22 protein-coding genes and 1 pseudogene are annotated in these 22059 nt (G+C 35.9%); 7 read left to right on the forward strand and 16 right to left on the reverse strand.

Features of this window, described 5'->3' with window-relative positions:
• The first annotated feature begins 37 nt into the window (after positions 1-37).
• Entirely contained in the window at positions 38-388 is a 351-nt protein-coding gene (locus AC0L3Q_RS17590; protein WP_473281485.1) for a DUF6249 domain-containing protein, read from the forward strand.
• A gap of 74 nt (positions 389-462) precedes the next feature.
• Here the strand turns inward: AC0L3Q_RS17590 and AC0L3Q_RS17595 are convergent, their stop codons facing one another.
• The 4 genes from AC0L3Q_RS17595 to AC0L3Q_RS17610 form a co-directional block, all read right to left on the reverse strand.
• Positions 463-1101, reverse strand: coding sequence for a hypothetical protein (locus AC0L3Q_RS17595; protein WP_473281487.1), 639 nt, complete (start codon positions 1099-1101; stop codon positions 463-465).
• A gap of 385 nt (positions 1102-1486) precedes the next feature.
• Complete coding sequence (locus AC0L3Q_RS17600; RefSeq protein ID WP_473281489.1) at positions 1487-2860, reverse strand: hypothetical protein; 1374 nt, start codon at positions 2858-2860, stop codon at positions 1487-1489.
• A complete protein-coding gene (locus tag AC0L3Q_RS17605) occupies positions 2841-3449 on the reverse strand; it encodes a hypothetical protein (RefSeq protein WP_473281491.1) in 609 nt (202 codons plus the stop codon). Before AC0L3Q_RS17605 ends, AC0L3Q_RS17600 begins: the two co-directional genes overlap by 20 nt.
• Positions 3433-3978 (reverse strand): RNA polymerase sigma factor, encoded by a 546-nt coding sequence (locus tag AC0L3Q_RS17610; RefSeq protein ID WP_073320642.1) that lies wholly within the window; start codon positions 3976-3978, stop codon positions 3433-3435. Before AC0L3Q_RS17610 ends, AC0L3Q_RS17605 begins: the two co-directional genes overlap by 17 nt.
• 232 nt (positions 3979-4210) lie before the next feature.
• On the opposite strand from AC0L3Q_RS17610, the gene AC0L3Q_RS17615 reads away from it, so the two are divergent.
• From AC0L3Q_RS17615 to meaB, 3 genes are all read left to right on the forward strand, one after another.
• A complete protein-coding gene (locus AC0L3Q_RS17615) occupies positions 4211-4432 on the forward strand; it encodes a hypothetical protein (protein WP_473281493.1) in 222 nt (73 codons plus the stop codon).
• Between the two features lie 81 nt (positions 4433-4513).
• On the forward strand, positions 4514-5071 hold the full coding sequence (locus tag AC0L3Q_RS17620) for a DUF2911 domain-containing protein (protein WP_473281495.1): 558 nt from the start codon (positions 4514-4516) through the stop codon (positions 5069-5071).
• 200 nt (positions 5072-5271) lie between these two features.
• A complete protein-coding gene (gene meaB, locus AC0L3Q_RS17625) occupies positions 5272-6216 on the forward strand; it encodes a methylmalonyl Co-A mutase-associated GTPase MeaB (RefSeq protein ID WP_473281497.1) in 945 nt (314 codons plus the stop codon).
• A gap of 4 nt (positions 6217-6220) precedes the next feature.
• Here meaB and AC0L3Q_RS17630 read toward each other — a convergent pair whose 3' ends face one another.
• Positions 6221-7477 (reverse strand): acyloxyacyl hydrolase, encoded by a 1257-nt coding sequence (locus AC0L3Q_RS17630; protein WP_473281499.1) that lies wholly within the window; start codon positions 7475-7477, stop codon positions 6221-6223.
• Positions 7478-7666: 189 nt separating this feature from the next.
• A complete protein-coding gene (locus AC0L3Q_RS17635) occupies positions 7667-7957 on the reverse strand; it encodes a hypothetical protein (RefSeq protein WP_473281501.1) in 291 nt (96 codons plus the stop codon).
• A gap of 344 nt (positions 7958-8301) precedes the next feature.
• Here AC0L3Q_RS17635 and AC0L3Q_RS17640 point away from each other — a divergent pair, with 344 nt between their 5' ends.
• The gene (locus AC0L3Q_RS17640; RefSeq protein ID WP_473281503.1) at positions 8302-9822 is read left to right on the forward strand and encodes a BCCT family transporter; all 1521 of its coding nucleotides are present in this window, start codon (positions 8302-8304) and stop codon (positions 9820-9822) included.
• A gap of 45 nt (positions 9823-9867) precedes the next feature.
• Positions 9868-12105 (forward strand): penicillin-binding protein 1A, encoded by a 2238-nt coding sequence (locus tag AC0L3Q_RS17645; RefSeq protein ID WP_473281505.1) that lies wholly within the window; start codon positions 9868-9870, stop codon positions 12103-12105.
• 28 nt (positions 12106-12133) lie between these two features.
• On the opposite strand, the gene AC0L3Q_RS17650 is transcribed toward AC0L3Q_RS17645, so the two are convergent.
• The 4 genes from AC0L3Q_RS17650 to AC0L3Q_RS17665 all read right to left on the reverse strand — a co-directional run bounded on the left by AC0L3Q_RS17650 (position 12134) and on the right by AC0L3Q_RS17665 (position 15578).
• On the reverse strand, positions 12134-12697 hold the full coding sequence (locus AC0L3Q_RS17650) for a phosphatase PAP2 family protein (protein ID WP_473281507.1): 564 nt from the start codon (positions 12695-12697) through the stop codon (positions 12134-12136).
• Positions 12698-12720: 23 nt separating this feature from the next.
• The gene (locus AC0L3Q_RS17655) at positions 12721-12948 is read right to left on the reverse strand and encodes a hypothetical protein (RefSeq protein ID WP_073320831.1); all 228 of its coding nucleotides are present in this window, start codon (positions 12946-12948) and stop codon (positions 12721-12723) included.
• 68 nt (positions 12949-13016) lie between these two features.
• Positions 13017-14102, reverse strand: coding sequence for an OmpA family protein (locus tag AC0L3Q_RS17660; RefSeq protein ID WP_473281509.1), 1086 nt, complete (start codon positions 14100-14102; stop codon positions 13017-13019).
• Positions 14103-14207: 105 nt separating this feature from the next.
• Entirely contained in the window at positions 14208-15578 is a 1371-nt protein-coding gene (locus tag AC0L3Q_RS17665; RefSeq protein ID WP_473281511.1) for an MATE family efflux transporter, read from the reverse strand.
• An 86-nt stretch (positions 15579-15664) separates the two neighbouring features.
• On the opposite strand from AC0L3Q_RS17665, the gene AC0L3Q_RS17670 reads away from it, so the two are divergent.
• Entirely contained in the window at positions 15665-16030 is a 366-nt protein-coding gene (locus AC0L3Q_RS17670) for a hypothetical protein (RefSeq protein WP_473281513.1), read from the forward strand.
• On the opposite strand, the gene AC0L3Q_RS17675 is transcribed toward AC0L3Q_RS17670, so the two are convergent.
• The 6 genes and pseudogenes from AC0L3Q_RS17675 to AC0L3Q_RS17700 form a co-directional block, all read right to left on the reverse strand.
• Positions 16027-16887, reverse strand: a complete 861-nt coding sequence (locus tag AC0L3Q_RS17675) for a GNAT family N-acetyltransferase (protein ID WP_473281515.1) — start codon at positions 16885-16887, stop codon at positions 16027-16029. The genes AC0L3Q_RS17670 and AC0L3Q_RS17675 overlap by 4 nt on opposite strands.
• Positions 16888-16938: 51 nt before the next feature.
• Complete coding sequence (locus AC0L3Q_RS17680) at positions 16939-18327, reverse strand: M20/M25/M40 family metallo-hydrolase (RefSeq protein ID WP_473281517.1); 1389 nt, start codon at positions 18325-18327, stop codon at positions 16939-16941.
• 55 nt (positions 18328-18382) lie between these two features.
• A pseudogene (locus tag AC0L3Q_RS17685) lies at positions 18383-19260 on the reverse strand (PPK2 family polyphosphate kinase).
• Positions 19261-19382: 122 nt separating this feature from the next.
• A complete protein-coding gene (locus AC0L3Q_RS17690; RefSeq protein ID WP_473281519.1) occupies positions 19383-19904 on the reverse strand; it encodes a hypothetical protein in 522 nt (173 codons plus the stop codon).
• A gap of 87 nt (positions 19905-19991) precedes the next feature.
• A complete protein-coding gene (locus tag AC0L3Q_RS17695) occupies positions 19992-21155 on the reverse strand; it encodes a sigma-54-dependent transcriptional regulator (protein WP_473281521.1) in 1164 nt (387 codons plus the stop codon).
• On the reverse strand, positions 21155-22057 hold the full coding sequence (locus AC0L3Q_RS17700) for a DUF6268 family outer membrane beta-barrel protein (protein ID WP_473281523.1): 903 nt from the start codon (positions 22055-22057) through the stop codon (positions 21155-21157). Before AC0L3Q_RS17700 ends, AC0L3Q_RS17695 begins: the two co-directional genes overlap by 1 nt.
• Positions 22058-22059: the final 2 nt, after the last annotated feature.

A 22059-nucleotide genomic window follows, 5' to 3' on the forward strand; every position in this document is an offset into this window, starting at 1 on the left:
AAAAACGAACAGTAATCTAAATTTTAAAATCAACATTATGAGTTTTATTGAAGCATTAATACCACTATCTATTTTTGGTTGCATTTTTGGAATATTCTACCTCTTTATCGCTGCCAGAAATAAAGAAAGAATGGCATTGATAGAAAAAGGAGCAGACGCCTCTATCTTCTACAGTAGTAAAGAAAAAAGAGTAACACCTTTTTGGAAAGTGTTTATCTTGAATTTCTCATTATTATTAATGGGTATAGGTGCAGGTATTTTTATCGCGGGACTCTTGCATCAAGTAATTGGTCTAAATCGTGAAGTTGCATATCCCGGAACTATTTTCTTAATGGCTGGTGTTGGATTATTCGTAGGTTTCAACATGACCAAAAATCTAGAGAAATAAAAACAATACCCCTAGATCACAAACAAAAAAGCCTATCCGTTTGGATAGGCTTTACACATTTTATATAGCATTTCCTACATTTCTGCTACTTGATCTTTGTCTACAAACTTTTCTACAACTACAGAATCTCCTCTGTCGTTCTCTAATACGTAAACACCAGCTGGCAATTGGCTAAGATCTACAAAGTTTGTTGTTTTTGTTAAAACGTGAACTGTATTTTTTACTTCAAATAATTTTATTTTGTCTCCTTCTTCGAAATCCTCTACCGTAATCACATCACCTTCTCTTGTAATCGCTAAAAGATTGGTTTCTGAGTTATCATAATAGTGCATATACTCTTGCTCAACATCTATCTCTGCAGGAACCATAACTCTTGCACTATCTCTTTCTAATAAAAAATCATTATGAATTGCATTGATCGCCCCATCAACCTTTAACTCTTCTTCCATTCTATCGATCACAACAGATTCACCATCATTGTTTTCTAGAAGGTAAGACCCTACTGGTAGTTGACTTAAATCGATCTCACTATGAGTTTTGGAAAGAATATGCTCTCCAGTCTCAATCTCGAATAATTTAATTTTATCTCCTTCTTCAAAATCCAATACAACCACAACCAGACCATCTTTTTCTACTTTAAGATCGCCGTCACTAATGTTTGCATAACTATTTAAGAATAGAAATAAACTAAAAATACATGTTATCAATTTCATCTTATCTAGGGTTTTTGAATAATGCTTTGTTTTCCCCCTGTTACGGGTTTACCATACAATGATATTACTTAAATATGGCTAAACAAACTAAAAAACAGACTTTTAGATCAAATGAATTCGATACTCGATAAAAAACACAAAAAATGTTAAATTTAAGTTATTTAAAGGTTATTAATTTGATTATCAACAACTTACATTCAAAGATCCAGGGAAATAATAGATTAAATGCATTTTTGTAAGGATCAAAGACAAAAACCGACAACGGTTCTTACGCTTTATTTGGTAGAAAAATGAGAATAGAAAATGTATTACACTAAAAAAGCCTCATCGATATGTACCGATGAAGCTTTTTTATAATTAACACTACAATTATTATGAAAAATATTTATTCTTTACTCAAAATCACGTTACTGTATTTAGCATTAACAGTAATCAGCTTGTCTGTATCGCGTGTACCTTGATAACCATTGATAAAAACGTTTCCAAAATTACTTCTGGTATTAATCTCCAATGTTTTAGGCAACCCAATCTTACTACGAGAGCCTGTATAGGTAAGATTAAAAGGTGTTTTAGGTAATTTTAATCGAAAATCACTATTCTGAACGGCTAAATCCAATGTCTTGAAAGAACTTCCTAAATTCGCAATGGTTACTGTTCCAAAACTTGCCGCTATGGCTCCGTTTTCATCCATTTGCTGAATAAAGATGTTACTTGAATCTGAGTTTACTAAAAGATTCTTAGCAATTTGAATTCTACAGTTTTTTACATAATTCACCACTAGTCTTCCATCATTCCATTGTCTAACAAATACAGGAGAATAAGATGCTTTTATGAATGTTTTATTTCCATCGATTACATTAGCAGATAGTCTGGTATGCGATAAGGATGCTTTTACATTATATGATTTTTCTGCAAGTTGCACTGCTCCATGACGAATATTAAGCTTTAACTTTGCATTTTTGGGCATCTTTACTTTGATCACCTTACTCGTTCCTTTGGTATTAGGTCGTGTTGCCGTATACTGGTATACTGTTACATTCGACGTTCCTTGCTGCTGATTTTGTATGTCTCTAACAAACTGTGCTGCCCAGGCCTCCATTTGTCTGCCGTACTGCTCTCCCCACTCTAATTTGATCTGCAAATCTCCAGAAATAGCACCATTCTTTTCTAACTGCTGCGCCAATTTTTGCTTTTCCTTTTCGATCTCATCACTGAACTTTTCTCGAATTTGACTCTCCCATTGTTGCACATACTTCTCGTCTTGTTCTGAATACCTCCTATTAGAGAGGTTAACATTAGATTGCTGCTCATTTGAAAGCGAATTAGGCATAGGATTATTCTCTATATTTTTGATAAGAGGCCCTAAAAGATCCGAAATAGCAGGATCTAACTTTCTTAACTCTTCTTCACTAATCGTAAAATTCGATGCAGTAACTTTTCCTGACCACAAATTTCCTGCTCTGGAGTTGATCGTAATACTTTGATCATCTCCCAATACATCCAACTGCCAACTTTCTATAATCCTTCTACTATTTTCGTCATCCAAATTCTCTCCCTCTACATAAGCTTCAATCCCAATTTCATTTCTATTCCAGGTTTCAAAAACAACATTGGTATGGCTGGTATTCAGGTTTAACGCAACATCAGAAGCAACAGAAATCCGTTCATTAAGTTTCTCTTGTCTATCCTGAGCTAGTAACCCTGTAACACAAAGACTAAGAATGCAAAATGTAATACCGCTAAGCTTGTATTTCGTCATATCCTTCGTTCTCAATTTTTTCTAATTCTTCAAGTTTTTCTTTTAATTGTTCTAATAATGAAAGTCTAAGTGTTAGATTCTCCTTCATCGCTTCAATACTCTCTAAGTTTGGCCCGACTTCCATCAATTCTTTATTTAAGTTCTGGTATTCTTTATCCAGATTACTCAAACGCACCTTAAAACTTTCTACCAATTCTCTGTTCTTATCATTGACCGTAATTTCGGATAATTGAAATTTAATACTGGTCAACAAATAGTTCTCTACTTTTTCATATTCTGGGTGCATATCTGCCAACCCGGAGGATTGCTTGTTCAACACTACTGTAGCATTTTTGGTAGTTTCAGTATCTACTACCTCAGTACCGGTATTATCCTTACCACCAAATTGGTTAAATGCGGTGATAGAAATGGAAAAAATAATAGCCACACTAGCTGCAATTTTAAGCCAGCCATAATTAGACGATTTAGTTTCCCGCTCGGGTAAATCCTTCTCTAATCTAGCCATAAAACGAGCTTGATGTCCATCTTGCAATCGTTCAGAAGGGATAGCTTTATCTTGTCTCAACAGCTCTCTAATATCTTGTGCCATCTTTCAAATGTTTTAGTTGGTCCTGTAGTTGCTTTTTTCCCCTATGTACTAAAGTTCTAGAAGCAACTGGAGTGATATCTAGTATTTCACTTATTTCGTTATGATCATACCCTTCGATTAAAAATAGCATTACTGCATATTTATATTTTTCAGGTAATCTTTCTATAGCTTTCTTTACTTCATCTACGGTAACCGAATCTGAAACAGACCAATCATTCTGTTCTTCCACCGTCGTCATTACCTGTTCATTTATCGCCACCATATTCATCTTTTTGGCTTTAAGCATATCAATGCTCTTATTAATTACTATTCGTTTAAGCCAAGCACCAAAAGTAACATCACCTGTAAATTGATGTAATCTCGTAAAAGCCTTGATGAAAGATTCTTGCATAGCCTCCTCTGCCTCAAATGGATCTTTGAGGAATCGTAAAGCCACATAATACATACCGTCGCAGTACTTATTATAAAGCTTCATCTGTGCTCTGCGGTCATTCGCTCTACACTGTTCTATTAGCTCGCTTTGTAACAAACTTCCTTTACTTTTGGTTAGTGATTCTAATTAAAAACTGTTTCTAATTGTATTCATTTATATAGACGAATACAAAAGCCTAGATGTTGCAAAATTATGCATAAAATCGAAACAAAATAATCAAACGTCTGAATATCAAATAATTAATAAATATTTAACTACTCTCGAAGTAAGCTTTTGGAAAGTAAATATACTACATAATACAACTTTTATTAAACTAAATTATTTAACCATGCATAAGCTAAAAAAAAGTCAGATTTACAAAGATCATGAGGAGGTAAAAGATGTATTTACACTTTTGGAAAAAAATATGAATTGTACCAATACCATAATCGATCAAATTGATTATTTATTGGAACGTAAGCACTTACCCGATTCGATATTAAAAGTCCTTACCTCATTGAGAAACACCTGTGCAGTAAACATCATGAATATTGCCAGGTTAACCCAATAAATCTACTACTTTTCTTTCTAAGGATTAATAGCATTTAGATCCCAAAAAAGACTATCTTTAATCAATCAAAGATTAACTTTTATGTCCAGATTACTAAAACGAGTGCTATTAATCCTTGCCGGCCTTTTTATTTTTGGTTTTGCCGGCTTGCAATTGATAAAATACAATACCAAAAAACATAGTCCAGAAGAAGCCTTTACCCACAATGCAGGTAATGTCAATTTTGAGATTTATTATAACAGACCCTACAAAAAGGATAGGGAAATTTTTGGCAATTTAGTCCCTTTTGGCGAAGTATGGAGAACAGGAGCCAATGAGGCTACCACTTTTACTACCGATAAAGACGTTATGGTAGACGGAACAAAACTACCAGCAGGGACATATACGTTATGGACTATCCCAAATAAAGATTCCTGGAAAGTCATTTTTAATAATAAACTGTACGATTGGGGAGTGAGTTTCAAAGATGGAAAAGCTACTCGAGACCCGCAATACGATCAACTCATCGTTGAAGTTCCCGTACAACCGCTTCTCAATGTGGTAGAGCAATTCTCCATTTATTTTCAAAATGCAAATGGATTTACCCTCATGTTCATGGCTTGGGATCAAACCGCCGTTGCTATTCCGATAAAAGTATAATTTTAGTTTAAGGAGCTACAAAAGGTATATTACCATTAGGAATTTATAACTTTGCCTTAAAATCAGTCTGTGTCTAAAGTACCCAACAAACATCCTCATTCGATCTCAAAAGTTCCTGAAAGCACCAAGAACGATGCTATTGATCGCTTTAAAAGGAAGCGCCAAAAAAAGTAAGCGTACAAACCATTTTTGAGGGGATTTTGGCCAAAAATACTACGGCATTAAGTCGAGGTATTACCCTGATCGAAAGTACACAGGAAGATCACACCATACAAGCACAACAACTCATAGAAAAATGTCTACCTCACTCCAATAAAGCCATTAGGGTTGGTATTACAGGAGTACCGGGAGTAGGAAAAAGTACATTCATTGAAGCCCTTGGTGATCTTTTGATTCAAAAAGGAAAAAAAGTTGCTGTTTTGGCTGTTGATCCCAGCAGTACAATTTCGAAGGGTAGTATATTGGGAGATAAAACCCGAATGGAATCTTTGGTAAGATCTCCAGATGCTTTTATTCGTCCCTCTCCTTCTGGTAGTTCTTTGGGAGGAGTTGCCCAAAAGACTAGAGAATCTATAATTCTTTGCGAAGCGGCCGGGTATGATGTAATTATTATTGAAACGGTTGGAGTTGGACAAAGTGAAACGGCAGTGCATAGTATGGTGGATTTCTTTTTGCTTTTAAAATTGGCTGGAGCCGGAGATGAACTTCAAGGTATCAAAAGAGGGATTATAGAAATGGCGGACACCATAGTGATCAATAAAGCAGATGGTGATAATCAAAAACGTGCACGCGAGGCAAAGAATCAGTTCAGAAAAGCCTTGCATCTGTTCCCTCTTGCAGAAAGCACATGGTCTCCCCAGGTAATGACCTGTAGCGCTCTAAAAAAAGAAGGGATTGAAGAGATCTGGAAGGTCATTCTAGATTATTTGGACATCACCCAAAAGAATGGTTTTTTTGAAGAAAACCGGATTCAACAAAACAAGTTCTGGTTACTACAGACTATAGAAGAACAATTAAAAACATCATTTTTTAACAACCCAGAGGTAAAAAAAGAAATGAATGTTCAAATGGAAGCAGTACAACAGCTTAAAACCTCTCCTTTTGCTGCTGCCAAACATTTACTCAACCTAAGCAAGAAGCAATAAAGCGCTATTTTGATTTTTCCTTAAATCCAAATCGATATGCATACCCCAGGCTTAACTCAGAAAAATCTGCCTGACCCAAATTGGAATTAATTGTAGCCCCAAGAAATACATTGTTTTTTGGTGATTTGGAAGTATTAAATAGATAATATCTTATTCCCATCCGCCCAGTAATGGTTCTTTTTACCCTGTAGTACGAATTCAACTCTCCTAACCTGGCATATTGTCCCTGGTAAAAAAAACCCTGACTCAATTGCCATTCAATCTTATAAAAAGGTTTGTAAATATTTATCCCCAAATCAAACAAGATTCCTACGTGTCCCAAGAAGAGCTCTGCACTTCCAAAAAAACCAAAGTTTGTAGCATAGCGAAATGGGTGTTCTCTGTACTCTGGTACCTGTTCACTAATAAGTTCTCCATCCTCTCGTATATGATCATAGTAGTGTTCATAAAACCGATAATACGCCCCTATTCCAAACTTATACGTTTTATTAATAATCTTACCTCCCGAAAGAGCTACAGAATACACTTCTTTCTTATCATTAAAAATTCTAGAAAGCACATTTTGCCCAATACCAGCTCTGAAAGAAAAATAATTCTCTGAGTATCGTTTCTTTTTGGGCACTGGTATTCCACTCTTTTCCTGAGATACTGCTGGCTGTTTTCCTATTTCAGAAGATATATTGATTAAGAAAGAGTTTAGTCCTTGATTGGGTAGCCGGGTATGTCCGTTAGAAAAATGCGCATATCCTATTCCCAAACGCCAATTGATATTTCTACGTTTTAAAAAATCATAATACAAAAATGAACGAAAAGTCCAGTTGACTTTGGTAGTAACTGCAAGATTAAATGGATTCGTTTCGGGATCGTATTGCGTATCGAGATAAGCTGCTCCCATACCTAAATTTACATTCCACCGATCTGAGCGTTTCTTAAATAAACCAAACTCAACAAATGGTAGAACCGAATATGCCAACCCCAATTTGTCGGTATTACCAAAATCTGTAATCCCTAAAGAAAGACCTGTTTTGGGGTAACCTAACTCTGCTGCCCATTGTTGATCACCTGATGGATTATAACGACCTATACTTACAAATAAGGATTTTTGCAGGTCTGTTTTAGGAAAGCCTGTATTTGCCTCCATGGTTTTTCCCACGGCTAGTTCTGGAATGATAAAAAAAGATGTAGAACCTTTTTGATCAGATTGCTGTGCATAAAGTGATACTCCCACCAAAAAAAGGAGTAAATATTTTCTCTTAAACAATATAAATGCGGTTTTATAACCTAATTGTATCCAAAAGGCTCTTAAAGGTTTGGTTGTTGTTAACTTGTTTTTTCCCCAGCATATATCTATCCAAATACTGATATCAGCATGAGGAAATATACAAATAAAAATAAATTTGCATTAGTTAGGCGTAAACAACCAAACTTGTTTACAGAATATAATCTTCGACTATTCTTCTGCCCCATCCATATCCTTTACCTCGGGAGCGCCCACATTTTCTGGAATATTGTCTGCGGTATCGTCATCATCAAAGGCTTGCATTGTATCTGATAATCTCTTACTTATTTTTACCAGATACGCAGTATCTTCTGTTCGTACTTCTACAGCTTCGATCAGCTCATTGTGATTATTTTTGAAAGAAATGATATCTCTATCAGCATAGCCATCAGGAAACTTTTGTACAAGAAGGTTTAAAATGTCTTTATTCAGCTTTTTAAAATCAACAATTACTCTTCTCATGGGTTTGCAGGTTTAGTTAGTTATAATAACAGGGTCAAAACGAGGGTCTACTTTTAATTCTATTACTAAACTTGAGGGAAATCATATTACTTTACCTCAAGGAATCTTCTAATTGGGCTGGTTCCCATAACACAGCTATAATGCTATTACAAGTCTACTTAAAATTATTGAAATTTTTGAAGAAACAAGTTTAAAAATCAGATTATTTTTTCAGTTTTTTACTTGTTAAAAAAATCAAAACTTATCAGGATCATAACGTCAATTCAAAACTTTTTAAGACATTTAATACTACACCATTGTATTTTACTACTACTGAAAAATTTTCCAAAGAAAAACGAACTATTATGAGATTTGATTTCAGCAAAAACAGTTTACTCTATATTTCATTGGGAATACTACTGTTTTTTTCTTTTTTCTTATATTTTTTTACCGTTGAAACTTATGATGGAATAGAGTCCTTTTCCATATTGATACGACAGCTATTTGGGCGATTTTATCTTTGGCTAGGATTGATTTGTGTAGTATTATTAGTGGTGCTTGCCATTTCTAAATGGGGAAGTAAAAAATTGGGAAACTCTACTGATCGGCCTCAATTCTCAAGATTAGCATGGATATCTATGCTATATAGTGCGGGTATGGGCGCCGGAATTTTATTGCGTGCAGTGCAGGAACCCGTATATATGATGAATAATCCCCCAATAAACACCAGTGTCAAAGCGAGTACTATAGCACTCGAATACACTTTTTATCAATGGGGATTTACCGCCTGGGCCTTTTATGCAATTTTTGCGATAGTAGTAGGATATTATTTATTCGTTCACTCCAAAAAAGTGTTGTCAAGCAGTGCTTTTTCCTCAATATCAAAATTAGTTCCTTCTGGAATTGCTTTGGGAATCATTTTCGGAGGTATCGATATTCTTGCTATTCTTACCACAGTTTTTGGGTTGGTGGCGGCCATAGGACTTGGTACTACCCAAATCGAAGGAGGATTTACTCATATACTGAACCATGATATAGAATTAACAGGAACTATTTTGGTCTTATTGCTCATTTCGGTATTGGCATTTATATCGGTGTTTAGAGGAGTTAACAAAGGCATTAAAATCATTTCTACCTGGAATATCTACATCACCATAGGTCTATTACTCTTTGTATTTGTGCAAAGTGATATCCTTTCGGTAATCTACCAATTTTTTAATGCATTATTTCACTACATCATCGATTTTATACCTCTTAGTTTAGCGTACGGCCGGTATAATCCAGGCGAAGCATTTCTTACGGATTGGACCTACTATTATTGGGCATTTTGGTTGGCCTGGGCTCCATTTACTGGTATTTTTATTGCCAGAATTTCTAAAGGCAGAACCCTTAGAGAAATCATACTAGGAGTACTTTTTATTCCTTCTCTGGGCACCTTTTTTTGGTTTACTACCTTTGGGCAATCTGCTTTTGATATCATAGAACACCTAGGGAATTATCAAGGGCAATTTGACAACGTATTTACTTCTATTTTTATCTTTTTTGAAAATTATCCATTACAAAGTTTTATAAATGCATTAACCATATTGCTCTTGATCAGTTTTTTGGTCACTTCACTGGATTCTGCCATTTTTGTACTCAGCATGTTCACTGATGATGGCAAACAAGAACCTTCAAAAAAACATCGTTTATTATGGAGTGTTGTCCTCACAATTTTTGCTATTGGAATCATTTTATTAGGTAATGCTAAAGCCGAAATCAACGTACTTATTGCTATGCAAAAACTGCTCATTATCACATCTTTACCTTTTTCATTGCTTATGGTAGTAATGATCATACTGTTCTTTAAAGATTTTAAAAAGAAAAGACCTGTTGAAAAAACTTAATAATAGCGAGTTTTTAACGTTATCTATGTCGGGATCTGAAATGACATGAAGCAGTTTTTACAAAAAAAATGGGTAAAGTGGCCGTCGTTGGGCGTTGGCATTATTGTACTGGGATTTATCGGTTTTTACCTTTCTATCTATCTGGGTGCGTGGGGCAAATTACCAACCAAACAGGAATTAGGTACGCTTAAGCAAGCTCAGGCAACTCAGGTATTAGCTAAGGACGGACAACTAATTGGCAAATATTACATTTATGATAGACAACCTATCACATATACAGATCTTCCTGAACATTTGATTAATGCGCTTATCGCAACAGAAGATGTACGGTTTTATGAACACGATGGTGTGGACAACAAAAGTTTATTACGTGTATTTTTCAAAAGTATCCTATTAAGAGATAAATCTTCTGGCGGTGGTAGTACGATCACATTACAATTGGCTAAGAATCTTTATGGGCGAAAAAAATATCGAGTATTCAGCACTGTGATTAATAAACTAAAAGAATCTATCGTTGCTCAAAGGATGGAGGAAATTTATACCAAACAAGAAATACTGGCACTGTACTTTAACACCGTTCCTTTTCCGGATAACACCTATGGTATTGAAAGTGCTGCTCAAAAGTTTTTTAATAAAACCACCTCTCAACTTACCTTATCTCAATCCGCAACTTTGATTGGCACCCTAAAAGCAAATCATAGTTACAACCCTCGTCTTTTTCCAGAAAGAAGTCAATTGAGAAGAGATGTAGTGCTCAAACAAATGGTCAAATATGGATACCTATCATCTCAAAAAGCAGATAAGACGATGAGCAAAAGTATCGAGCTGGATTACCAATACTTTAATCATGATCTTGGACTTGCTCCTTACTTCAGAGAAGAGGTAAAAAAGGAGCTTCTCAAAATCATGGAACATCATAAAAAACCCGACGGTAATGATTATGATATTTACAATGATGGCCTGGTGGTTTACACTACTTTGGATTTCAAGATGCAGGCCTTGGCTGAAGAAGCGATGAAAGAACATCTAAAAAGTCTACAAAAACAATATGAAACATCATACGGGGATCAAGCACCATGGAAGGACAAGGAGCTTCTCAAGAATATCATCCGGAAACAAAAAACATATAAAAAGTGGATTGAAGAGGGATTGACAGAATCTCAAATATTGGATTCTTTATCCAGGAAAAAAGAAATTGAGCTTTTTGAATGGAGTGGAGATAGTACCAAAAAAGTTTCTTCTATAGATAGTACTCAACACTATCTTAAGTTTTTAAATACCGGGATGATCGCTGTAGAGCCTTCTACCGGAGCAGTACAAGTCTATATTGGTGGCATTGATTATCGTCATTTTAAATACGATCATGTATCACAAAGTAAAAGGCAAGTTGGATCAACTTTCAAACCCTTTGTATATACCGCTGCCATAGAAGACGGTATGAAACCGTGTACTTATTTTTCAACCAAATCGATTACCTATACAGATCTAGAGGACTGGACTCCTAAAAATTCATCAAAAGAAGAAGATCCATATCTCAACTTTAGTCTGGAGACTGCACTAAGTCAATCTGTTAACACAGTTGCCGTTAAAGTTCTTAACGAGGTGGGAATCCCTAAAGTGGTAGATCAGGTAAGAAAATTAGGCATTACAGATTCGCTGTCAGAAAAGCCTGCTATGGCTTTAGGCACAGATGGTATTCCTTTAAAATCTCTTGCCGGTGCCTATGCCAGTTTCGTAAACGAAAGTAAACCCGTAACCCCATTTTACATCACAAAAATTGAAGACAAAAATGGCAATCTCATACAATCTTTCGAACCCAAAGTAAAGGATACCGCAGCATACTCGGCATATACAGGGCAAGTAATGCTACAGATGATGAGAGCAACCGTAGATAAAGGAACGGCTTCAAGAATACGGAATTCTTATAAGCTAAATAACGATATCGCAGGAAAGACAGGAACCACGCAAGATAATAAGGATGGTTGGTTTGTTGGAATTACTCCGAAACTTGTGACAGTTACCTGGGTAGGTAATGACAACTATAATATTGGATTCAAAACGACAGCATTAGGTCAGGGAGCGAATACAGCGCTACCTATTTTTGCTAAGCTATACCAGGAAATGAATAAAGATGCTAGTTTTGACTTTATTACCAAAGCCAAATTCGAGCAACCTTCTGAAGAAATTCTGGACGATCTGGATTGCAAACCCGAAAAACGTGATGGTTTCTTAAAACGATTATTTAGCAAAAAGCAGAAAAAGAAAAAATTCAGAAAAAGCTAATATCGCTAAAACCCAAAAATGGGTTCTACTATCCGTATTTTTTGATTAAAAATTCGTGAAGTTTATATGCACCCACACCCAACAAAATTCCTATCGCCATACCAGTAATGATATCTCCTGGATAATGAACTCCTAAGTAAATTCTACTATAGCTCACAACGATAGACCAAACTACCATAAAAGGGAAAATATACTTTAGACGCTTTTGTAGAGAAAGCCCTGTAAAAAAAGCCAACGCCATAGAACTAGCAGCATGAGCCGAAAAATATCCATGGCGGCCACAACGTTCTGCAATAAATCTGGTAAATTCTGCTACCCCTTCTGCACGACATGGTCTTGGCCGCATAAACAATACATTCTTGAACAAATTCGACAATTGATCAGATGTAGCGATTAAAGCAGCTACGACAACCAGCGTTATAATCGTACCACGTAACCCAAAATATTTATGGAAAAAGTATAACAAAACTAAATACAAGGGAATTTGATATAACTTTTCGGTCATAAACAACCAAAATCCATCCCAAGTAGTATTCCCAAGATTATTGAGATATAAAAAAAGATCTTTATCAAATTGTATTAGTTCTTCCATGAATCAATAGGATATCAACCGGATTATTCGTCATAACGTTCTATCTCACGATCATAAAAATCATTAGCTTCCTGAAAAAGGTTTTCGGCTTCAGAAAGTAACTCCTTCTCATCGTGCTTATCAAATTCTTCCAGCCATTCTACCTCATCATTTTCAAGATTGATGATAAACCTTGGAAATTCGGTATGAATCACAAAAATTGAATCAGGAAAATCAGTATTATCCCCTAACAAGAATTTTGGAAAGCTCATGATTTGTCTATAAAAATTTGCTTCAAAGGTACTACCTTTTTGCAGGAACACCAGTTATAATTTTGGTATTATTCTATTTTAATTTCTACGCGATTATTAGACTCCGGGTCCAAATCAGACCCTTCGGTAACTATAGGAGCTGTTTCTCCAGCAGCAACAATCTCGATAAGTGACTCATCCACTCCTTTTTCGACCATGTAACTCTTAACGTTAAACGCTCTAACAGCCGACATGATTTCATTCTCAAAGGTAGAGCCAGCATCATCTGCATGACCAATAATTTTCACCGAATTCACATTAAAAATAGTTACATATTGAATGTATGAATCCAAAGCTGTTTTAATTTCTTTGTAGGCTTCACTCTCCCCTATTAGGAACTCTATAGGTTTAAAATCTAGAGCCATATTACATACCTGATCTGCGATTAAGCCTTTGGTGCTTCTCATTTCCATCAATAACACATCATCAACAAAATAATAACCGGTATCATAATTTCCTCCTTTAACTGATTTCCCAATAGGGCTATCAGAAAAATACCCTAAAGAAATGTACTTTTCGTTACCTTTTGCTCGATATACACCGCAAACTTTTGCCCAACCTTTGGTATCGCACACTCTTTTTGAAGATTCTATATGTAAAGGAAGTTTTGATGTTCCAGTAATTTTTGGGCTTCTAGCACTAAAATATGCACCTATAGAAGAAGTACAGGAATTAGAAATCCCTTCTCCCAAAGACACATACATATGAAAATAGTAATACTTCCCTGCACTAAGCGGTTGTCTTAACTTTGAGGTAACTCCTTCTTTATACTCTCCTCCAGCAATATACATCCCTACTTTACCTTCTCCAGTTCTTGGGTCTTGCTCCCCAAATTGTTTTAAGAAATTAGGAGACTTATGTATAAATCTTACTAACTCTAATTGTGGATGATAGACGTCGGGAGAATTAATTGCAGGCTTCCAATCCTGGATAATTCCAAAATTTTGCATCTCCATATCCATCCTTTTTAAAGAAGTATTTACAGTTTCAAAACTCGGGTTAGGAATTAAGTTTTGTTTTTTACTGTGTTCGAAGTTTTGACCTCTACCACTAGTCATCATCAACAAAGTAAAGGCAATAAGTGATAGACAAAATTTAAAATTTGGGACTTTCATTCTTTGTGTTAGGTTTTTATGGGAAAGATAGTTAATTATTCGTTAATACCAAATTAACGAACGAAGTAGGTAAAACGTATTTCTCCCTTGTTTTTATTTCAAAAATCAATCTTTCTGAATCAATGCTTTTGTTAATTTATTGAATCTGAAATACAACAATAATGCCGAAGTAGTCAGTCCGGCAAGAAGGCCTATCCAAATGCCCGAACTTTGATACTCAGTATATAACCCCAGATAATAACTTACAGGAAAACCTACTACCCAGTAGGCAACAAAAGTGATCACGGTGGGTATTCTTACATCCTGAAGCCCTCGCAATGCTCCAAGCACTGTTACCTGAATTGCATCGGATATCTGAAATAAGGCTGCGATAACTAAAAGTTTTGCTGCAATACTAATCACTTCGGTATTATCTACCAGATTTTCTACATCATTTTGGTCCAAATAAATTAGAGGAAGAATAGTATTACACAGGATAAAAATTAATGCAAAAAGAGTAGCGATCAGAAATGACAAAAGAAATATAGAAAATGCTATTCTACGTAGATCTTCGAACCGAGCTAATCCTTTTTGATTTCCGACCCTCACCATAGCGGCCACACTTAACCCCATGGCTACCATAAAAGTCATAGAGGATAAATTAAGCGCTATCTGATTAGCGGCCTGTGGGTTCTTTCCTAAAATACCTGATAACCATATCGCTGCGGTAAAGATGGCGACTTCAAAAAACATCTGCAATGCAGACGGGAATCCTAATGCCAATATTTTTTTGATCATCTTACGCTCCAGGATAAAGAATTTGATGTTCTGTACATAATTTGTAGACTTTGTATTCTTCTGTAAAAAGACCCATAAAAAGATCGTCATTACAATTCTGGATGCTAGTGTACCAATTGCTGCTCCAACAATCCCCATCTGCGGAAATCCGAATTTCCCAAAAATCAACAGATAATTTAGTACTACATTGACCACATTAGCTAATAGTGTTGCATACATTGGATATCTGGTCATTGATAAGCCATCAGAAAATTGTTTTAACGCCTGAAAACTAATCAGAGGAATCAAAGAAAATGCGACCAAATCCAAATAGGGTAAAGCCAGGGTTACTACCTCTTCAGGTTGCTTCATAAGATACATCAACGGCTTGGCTAGCAAGATCAAAAAGAACAATATCACTCCCAAGGTCGTGCATAAAAAAAGACCATGTTTAAAAGCAGATTTACCGTTCTTAAAATTATTTTCACCATCAGCTTCTGCTACCAAAGGAGTAATTGCAGTAGAGAATCCTATTCCCAAAGACATAGCAATAAACATAAAACTGTTTCCCAAAGAAACTGCCGCTAGTTCTGCTGTACCTAACTGCCCTACCATAATATTATCTACTAGAGCCACCAGCGTATGTCCTATCATCCCCATCATAACAGGAGCAGCTAATTTGATGTTGTATCTAAATTCTTTGGTGTACTGTTGAAGCATTTTTAAGTTTTGAAGACGCAAAGGTATATGAACCAAAATAAACTAAAATATTCTTATCGTATATTTAACGTTCTATACCATGAACTATGTCTGAAAAAACAGCTAATAACAACGCCTTAAAGAAGCGAAACAACACCAAGATCTACCTCATTGTTGCCAGTATCATTTTTGGCATTCTAATTTTACCCTCTTTACCCATGATCATCATGTCCCCGATGATGTTTGACAGCCCTGGATCCGAAAACAGCATCCCTACCATCACTTTAGTCATTAGCCTGGTTGCTTATCCTTTTGTGACGGTTTTTTCTATCGCAGTAAGTTGGATTGCTTTTGTAAAGAGAAGACATCTTTTTGCAATTATTGCCGCTAGTTTACCAGTACTGAACATTCTAATAGGAATAGCTGCTATCGTTTATATGGCAGTAGTTTGCGATGGTAATTTGGATTGCTAGAAGGTAAGTATCATCTCGTATTGCCCTTTACCTGGCGGTACCTGAAGATACTTAAAAAATTGAGTAAAAGGATCATAACTACTCTCGATATTGATTATTTTTATCATACCCGAGGTTGAAAAAGCAGCTAATTCCTTCAATAATGAAGTTCCAAAACCTTTTCTTCGATGATCTGGGTGAATGACCAATAAAGGAATATCTCCTGTATGCATTTCTATTGCTCCATACCCAACCACTGTTCCATTCACAACCATCTTAAGGATCTTAAAATGAGATAATTTCCTTTCTACAGCATCCTTATTATTCTGCCAGGATTGTGATATGGAGAAAAAAGATGTTATTTCTCTCCAATCTGGTTTCACAATACTTTTGAAAACTCCATTTACTTGTGATTTGGACTGTATTTTATCCAATGCCGTATTCTCGAATACATAATAATCATAGGTTCTTGTTACTTCAAAATCCAATTCTCTGTACAACTGAACCGCTTTTGTATTCGTCTTAATAACTTCTAGTAAATATTGTTTTTGCCCTTTATCAACCAAATCTTCAATCACAAATCGAAATAGATCTTTTGCAATCCCTTTTCCCTGAAAGTCAGGAATAATTCCTGTGCCGGTATCATAGGCCGTTGGTATACCATTCCATATACCAATTCCATTAAGCACAAAACCTACCAATACATCATTACTGAAAGCTCCATAGGACATTGAAAAATCACATCCTCTTCGGGCTAGCATATAAGAGAATTCATCTAGTGTAATGTTAAATGGAACCTCATAATTTGCAAAAGCTTTCAAGAAACAAGAATGAATATCTTTGATATCGATACCGTCAAGCGTTTTGAATGTAATCATATCGAAGCTGTTGTAATAAGTAAGTATACGAAGTTGTTAAGGTTGAATCTGTTACTTTACACCATATTTATCAAAAAGATACACAAGGCTGGTCATTGTTGCCGCGCCTAATTCGAGTTCTCTTTTGTTGATCGCATCAAAAGTATCATTTTTGGCATGATGATAATCAAAATACCGTTGAGAATCAGGTCTAAGTCCAGCGAGAACAATTCCATCTCCTTTTAATGGACCGATGTCGGCTCCGCTTCCTCCTTTGGCAAAATAATGCACTAAATACGGTTCAAAAAGAGGCTTCCAACTTTGTATCTGATTAAAGTTCGCATCATCGCAATCAAAAGAAAATCCTCTGGGCGTAAACGCTCCTGCATCACTTTCTAACGCAAACACATGCTTTTCTCCTTTGCTTTTGGCCACTTTAGCATACTTTTTACCTCCTCGTAATCCATTTTCTTCATTCATAAAAAGTACTACCCGAATAGAACGCTTCGGTTTGTATCCTATTTCTTTAAAAAGTCGCAACACTTCCATCGACTGAACCACTCCAGCTCCATCATCATGAGAACCATCTCCTAGATCCCAAGAATCCAAATGGCCACCAACTACCATATACTCATTAGGGAATTCGGTTCCGGTAATCTGGCCGATCACATTGAAAGATTCTACATCTTTCCAACTTCGGCAGTTCATATTGATATGAAATTTGATCTTTGGATTCAATGTTAACATTGAACTTAATAAGTCTGCTCCATTGGTGCTAATCGCAGCTGCTGGGATTTTATCACTATTCGGTAAATCACCATAACTCATAGCTCCGGTATGCGGAAAATCATCCATTCTCAAATTCATGGATCTTACGATTACTCCAACGGCTCCAAATTTGGCTGCCTCTGCTGCTCCTGAATAACGCTGATCTACACAACCCCCATACGCCTCGAAGGTTTGAATAAGATCTGGTTGCATGGGTCGATTGTAGAATACAATTTTACCTTCGATCTGATCCGTTCCTAGAGTTCTTAGGTCCTTGAGGCCTTTTACCTCAATTATTGGTGCTTTGATACCTCCTATTGGAGTTGGCACAGAACCTCCTAATGCACAAATAGGAACATTCGTTGTTTTACCTGGTTCTGTTTCGATATACGCAAACTCGGTTACCCCTCTTGTCCATTTAGGCACCATTACAGATTGTAACCACACCTTATCAATCCCTAGCTCTTTTAATTCCTTTTCTCCCCACTCTACTGCTTTTTGTGCATTGATAGAACCAGAGAGACGCCCACCTATCTGATTGGATAAATAGTCCAACCACTCATAGCTTTTTCCATTTACTAGCGAAGTCGTGTATATCTTCTTAAGCATAGTAGAATCCTCTACTGATGGCGTTTGGGCAAAGCCATTAAGAATTAGTAGAATAAAAAGAATAGGGGTTATTTTTCTTAACATAGTATTTGTCTCTATAATGTATCGACTGTCATCTTAAATCAACTTGGTCTTTACATTATTCATTATTTAATTGTTGTTTATAAGCCTCTAAATTGGCTTTTGTCTCTTCATCTAACTCAGGCTCCTGAATATCTTCATAAGTCTTTAAGGTATCATACAAAATTCTCGCTACAATATATCTTGCCGAAGGCTTATCATCTGCGGGGATTATATACCAAGGTGCATGTGGTTCTGATGTTCTACTAATGGCATCCTGATAACAATTCTGATAATTTTCCCAGAGTTTTCGTTCCTTTAAATCCCCTGCTGAAAATTTCCAGTTCTTTTCCTTTTTTCAAGCCTACGTAATAATCTGTTTTTCTGTTCTTCTTTTGACAGATGCAAATAAAACTTATAAATCAAAGTACCGTTTTGAGCAATGTGTTTTTCAAAATTTCGTATTTGCTCAAAGCGTTTACCCCAGAATTCATCATTAATATCTTCTACCGAAGTAACATCTGGTAAATTTTCATTCATGATATATTCCGGATGTACCCGAGTAACCAAAACATTTTCGTAATGTGTCCTGTTAAAGACTCCAAATTTTCCGCGCTGTGGCAAGGCTATATAATGCCTCCATAAATAATCATGTCCTAACTCCAGATCGGTTGGTACTTTGAAACTATGGACGATAATCCCTCTGGTATTGAAATCCTTAAATACTTCTCGAATTAAACTATCTTTTCCGGCGGTATCCATACCTTGTAAGCAAACCAATACGGCATATTTACCATGGGCGTATAAAGTATCCTGAAGTTTTCCCAGTTTTTCTCTGACTTCTTCTAACTCTTTTTCAATCTTCTTTTCACTTTCTTCAAGATCAACAATGGTTGGGATACTTGATAGTTCTACAGGTCCTTTTGCCCTAAAATCATCATGATTTATGTGCTTCATAATGTCATTTGTGTTATACTTCGAAAGATACTAAAGTTTTGGTTTTGTAAAAAATATATCTAGTCATTGGAGCTTATCATCAAGTGTGCATAAACCAGTATTTTTATAACTGATTCTGTTTATTATCTTGCTTTAAAATCATAGCTAAACCCAATCAAGAAGGTATCATACCGTCTTCCCAAACTTTTGACATTCAATTCGGCAAAAATGTGCACGGGTACAGATACTTGATGCAATGCTCTTAGTTTTATCTGAGCGCCATGGTTAAAATTCCCAGATCGTATCCCCAAAAAGGCTTCGTCTTCTATCTCTTCAAAAAAACTAGAGTCATTACCGATATAACTCATTCCTGCGGTTATAGTAGTAGGATACCAATTAAATAAAATAAGATTGACTCCAAACGCTAGTTCGTTGAATCCTTCGTAGTCTTCTTCTGCTCCAATAGCAAAAGCTCTATTATATTCTCCTATAAAGGTGGTGTAGCAATTAAAGGCATATTCTACTCGTGCTCCTAATCCAACTTCATTTTGCAAACCAAAACTTTTGATCCCTACAAAACCGTAGTTTACGGCACCAGGATCATATTGTGCTGTAGCATTTTGCAAGCCAAGCAACAGCAGGAGGGGCAATACAATTTTCTTCATAACAAAGGGCTTATCCCACTTTTGGTCGCAATATAGGGTTTATTCATTACATGCATAAACCACTATAACACCAAACACTATATACTCTTATTTTGCCGCAAAGAGCTTTACATCCTCCTCGCTTACTTCTGCTCCACCAAGAATAATTAAGCGTTCTACTACGTTGCGTAACTCTCGAATATTACCTGTCCAATCGTATTGTTGTAATTGCTTAATCGCTTTGGCTGAAAATGTCTTTGTAGGTGATCCTTGTTCTGAAGCTATTTTCTTTGAAAAATGATCAACTAATAACGGAATATCTTCTCTACGATCGTTTAACGCAGGAACCTTTACCAGGATCACAGCCAATCTGTGATATAAATCCTCCCGAAACTTGTTATCGCTAATTTCCTTTTTAAGGTCTTTGTTGGTAGCCGCTACTACTCTTACATTTACCTTAATATCTTTATCGCTTCCTACACGTTGTATTTTATTTTCTTGTAATGCACGAAGTACCTTTGCTTGTGCAGAAAGACTCATATCTCCAATCTCATCCAAGAATATGGTTCCTCCATTTGCAGCTTCAAATTTACCAGCTCTATCTTTATTTGCAGAGGTAAATGCTCCCTTCACATGACCAAAAAGTTCACTCTCAATCAATTCTCCAGGGATTGCTGCGCAGTTTACTTCGATCATTGGTCCAGAAGAACGATCACTCTTTTGATGAATCCAATGCGCCACAAGTTCTTTACCTGTTCCATTAGGTCCGGTAATCAGCACTCTGGCATCGGTAGCTGCAACTTTTTCTATGATTTCTTTGATATTCGAAATGGCTTTGGATTCTCCAATCATTTCATAATTTTTGGAAACCTTCTTTTTCAGTCTTTTATTTTCGACTACCAATTCTTTTCTATCCAAGGCATTTCTTACCGTATTTAATAGACGATTTAAATCTGGTGGTTTCGAAATGTAATCAAACGCCCCCAACCTCATCGTATTTACAGCTGTATCCAAATCACCATGTCCAGAGATCATCACAATTGGGATTTCTGGTTTTATCTTTTTTACAGCCTCTAATACCTCAACTCCATCCATCTTTGGCATTTTGATATCACAAAGCACCAAATCATAATCTTCATTTTTGATCATTTCTATACCCAAAAGTCCATCTTCGGCTTCGAATACTTCATATTTATCACTTTCTTCGGTAAGAATTTTGACTAAAACTCTTCGAATCGCAGATTCGTCTTCAATTACTAAAATTTTTGCCATTATATTTTTAGTTTTATTCCACTACGAAAATAGAATGTATTTCCATTATTGATAGTCAGTACATTTTCCTGATCCCCATCTCGTAGTCGTATTTCGTTACTTAATGTATATCCGGAATACATATAGAACAATAAGTGTTCCGTAAAATAATATTCATATCCTAATGCGCCAAGAATATTCAACATCGACGCATTTTCTGCAACCTTTGTTTCCCCATTTTGATCTACAAAAGTTCTGTTATTCTGCAGATTACCATAAAAACGATCCAATCCCACAAAAGCTTGTAATGTATTCTTTTCGTTAAAGAAATATTTGATACTCGTTTTTGGTGTTCCTACCGAAAAAGACCAATTTTGATGAAATCGTTTAAAGTAATTTATAATGGGTAACGGGAAGTTAATACTGGCAGGAGTAGTATAGCGTAATCCCATAATCAACCTAGCCGTTTTAGGGGCCTGTTTATCCTTATAGCTTTTTACAAAATACACCGACCCTGTATATCTAAAATCGTCACCTTCTATTCCTGAACTTTCGAAATTCGACGAAATCTGCCCTCCTAGTTTGGCTCCAAATCTCCAATTATTCTTCATTTTGAAAGTATACCCCAATTCCAAACCTATGGTCTGAAATACATTGAGATCTCCTCCTGGATCAAATATCAATGGATCTTCTATATCAAGATCATTATATCGGTACTGACCAGAAATTACCAAATAAGACCCCTCTTGTTTCATTTTGATTGGATAGTTGGCAGAAAAACGAATTCTGCTATACTTATTATCACTATCACTTTGAGGAATATAGGCGTATTCTAACCTTGCCAAATCAGTATCCTGGGATCTAATAGTCGTGTGTATTGCAAACACACAAAAACAAAACATTAAAAGATCCTTATACTTCATAT

It is taken from the genome of Aquimarina sp. KJ22-3 (assembly GCF_055808215.1).

Bases quoted from the DNA above. Each gene is read 5' to 3' on its own strand.
- AC0L3Q_RS17590 (WP_473281485.1), top strand. From the start codon at position 38: ATGAGTTTTATTGAAGCATTAATACCACTATCTATTTTTGGTTGCATT.
- AC0L3Q_RS17595 (WP_473281487.1), bottom strand. From the start codon at position 1,101: ATGAAATTGATAACATGTATTTTTAGTTTATTTCTATTCTTAAATAGT.
- AC0L3Q_RS17600 (WP_473281489.1), bottom strand. From the start codon at position 2,860: ATGACGAAATACAAGCTTAGCGGTATTACATTTTGCATTCTTAGTCTT.
- AC0L3Q_RS17605 (WP_473281491.1), bottom strand. From the start codon at position 3,449: ATGGCACAAGATATTAGAGAGCTGTTGAGACAAGATAAAGCTATCCCT.
- AC0L3Q_RS17615 (WP_473281493.1), top strand. From the start codon at position 4,211: ATGCATAAGCTAAAAAAAAGTCAGATTTACAAAGATCATGAGGAGGTA.
- AC0L3Q_RS17620 (WP_473281495.1), top strand. From the start codon at position 4,514: ATGTCCAGATTACTAAAACGAGTGCTATTAATCCTTGCCGGCCTTTTT.
- AC0L3Q_RS17635 (WP_473281501.1), bottom strand. From the start codon at position 7,957: ATGAGAAGAGTAATTGTTGATTTTAAAAAGCTGAATAAAGACATTTTA.
- AC0L3Q_RS17640 (WP_473281503.1), top strand. From the start codon at position 8,302: ATGAGATTTGATTTCAGCAAAAACAGTTTACTCTATATTTCATTGGGA.
- AC0L3Q_RS17645 (WP_473281505.1), top strand. From the start codon at position 9,868: ATGAAGCAGTTTTTACAAAAAAAATGGGTAAAGTGGCCGTCGTTGGGC.
- AC0L3Q_RS17650 (WP_473281507.1), bottom strand. From the start codon at position 12,697: ATGGAAGAACTAATACAATTTGATAAAGATCTTTTTTTATATCTCAAT.
- AC0L3Q_RS17655 (WP_073320831.1), bottom strand. From the start codon at position 12,948: ATGAGCTTTCCAAAATTCTTGTTAGGGGATAATACTGATTTTCCTGAT.
- AC0L3Q_RS17660 (WP_473281509.1), bottom strand. From the start codon at position 14,102: ATGAAAGTCCCAAATTTTAAATTTTGTCTATCACTTATTGCCTTTACT.
- AC0L3Q_RS17665 (WP_473281511.1), bottom strand. From the start codon at position 15,578: ATGCTTCAACAGTACACCAAAGAATTTAGATACAACATCAAATTAGCT.
- AC0L3Q_RS17670 (WP_473281513.1), top strand. From the start codon at position 15,665: ATGTCTGAAAAAACAGCTAATAACAACGCCTTAAAGAAGCGAAACAAC.
- AC0L3Q_RS17675 (WP_473281515.1), bottom strand. From the start codon at position 16,887: ATGATTACATTCAAAACGCTTGACGGTATCGATATCAAAGATATTCAT.
- AC0L3Q_RS17680 (WP_473281517.1), bottom strand. From the start codon at position 18,327: ATGTTAAGAAAAATAACCCCTATTCTTTTTATTCTACTAATTCTTAAT.
- AC0L3Q_RS17690 (WP_473281519.1), bottom strand. From the start codon at position 19,904: ATGAAGAAAATTGTATTGCCCCTCCTGCTGTTGCTTGGCTTGCAAAAT.
- AC0L3Q_RS17695 (WP_473281521.1), bottom strand. From the start codon at position 21,155: ATGGCAAAAATTTTAGTAATTGAAGACGAATCTGCGATTCGAAGAGTT.
- AC0L3Q_RS17700 (WP_473281523.1), bottom strand. From the start codon at position 22,057: ATGAAGTATAAGGATCTTTTAATGTTTTGTTTTTGTGTGTTTGCAATA.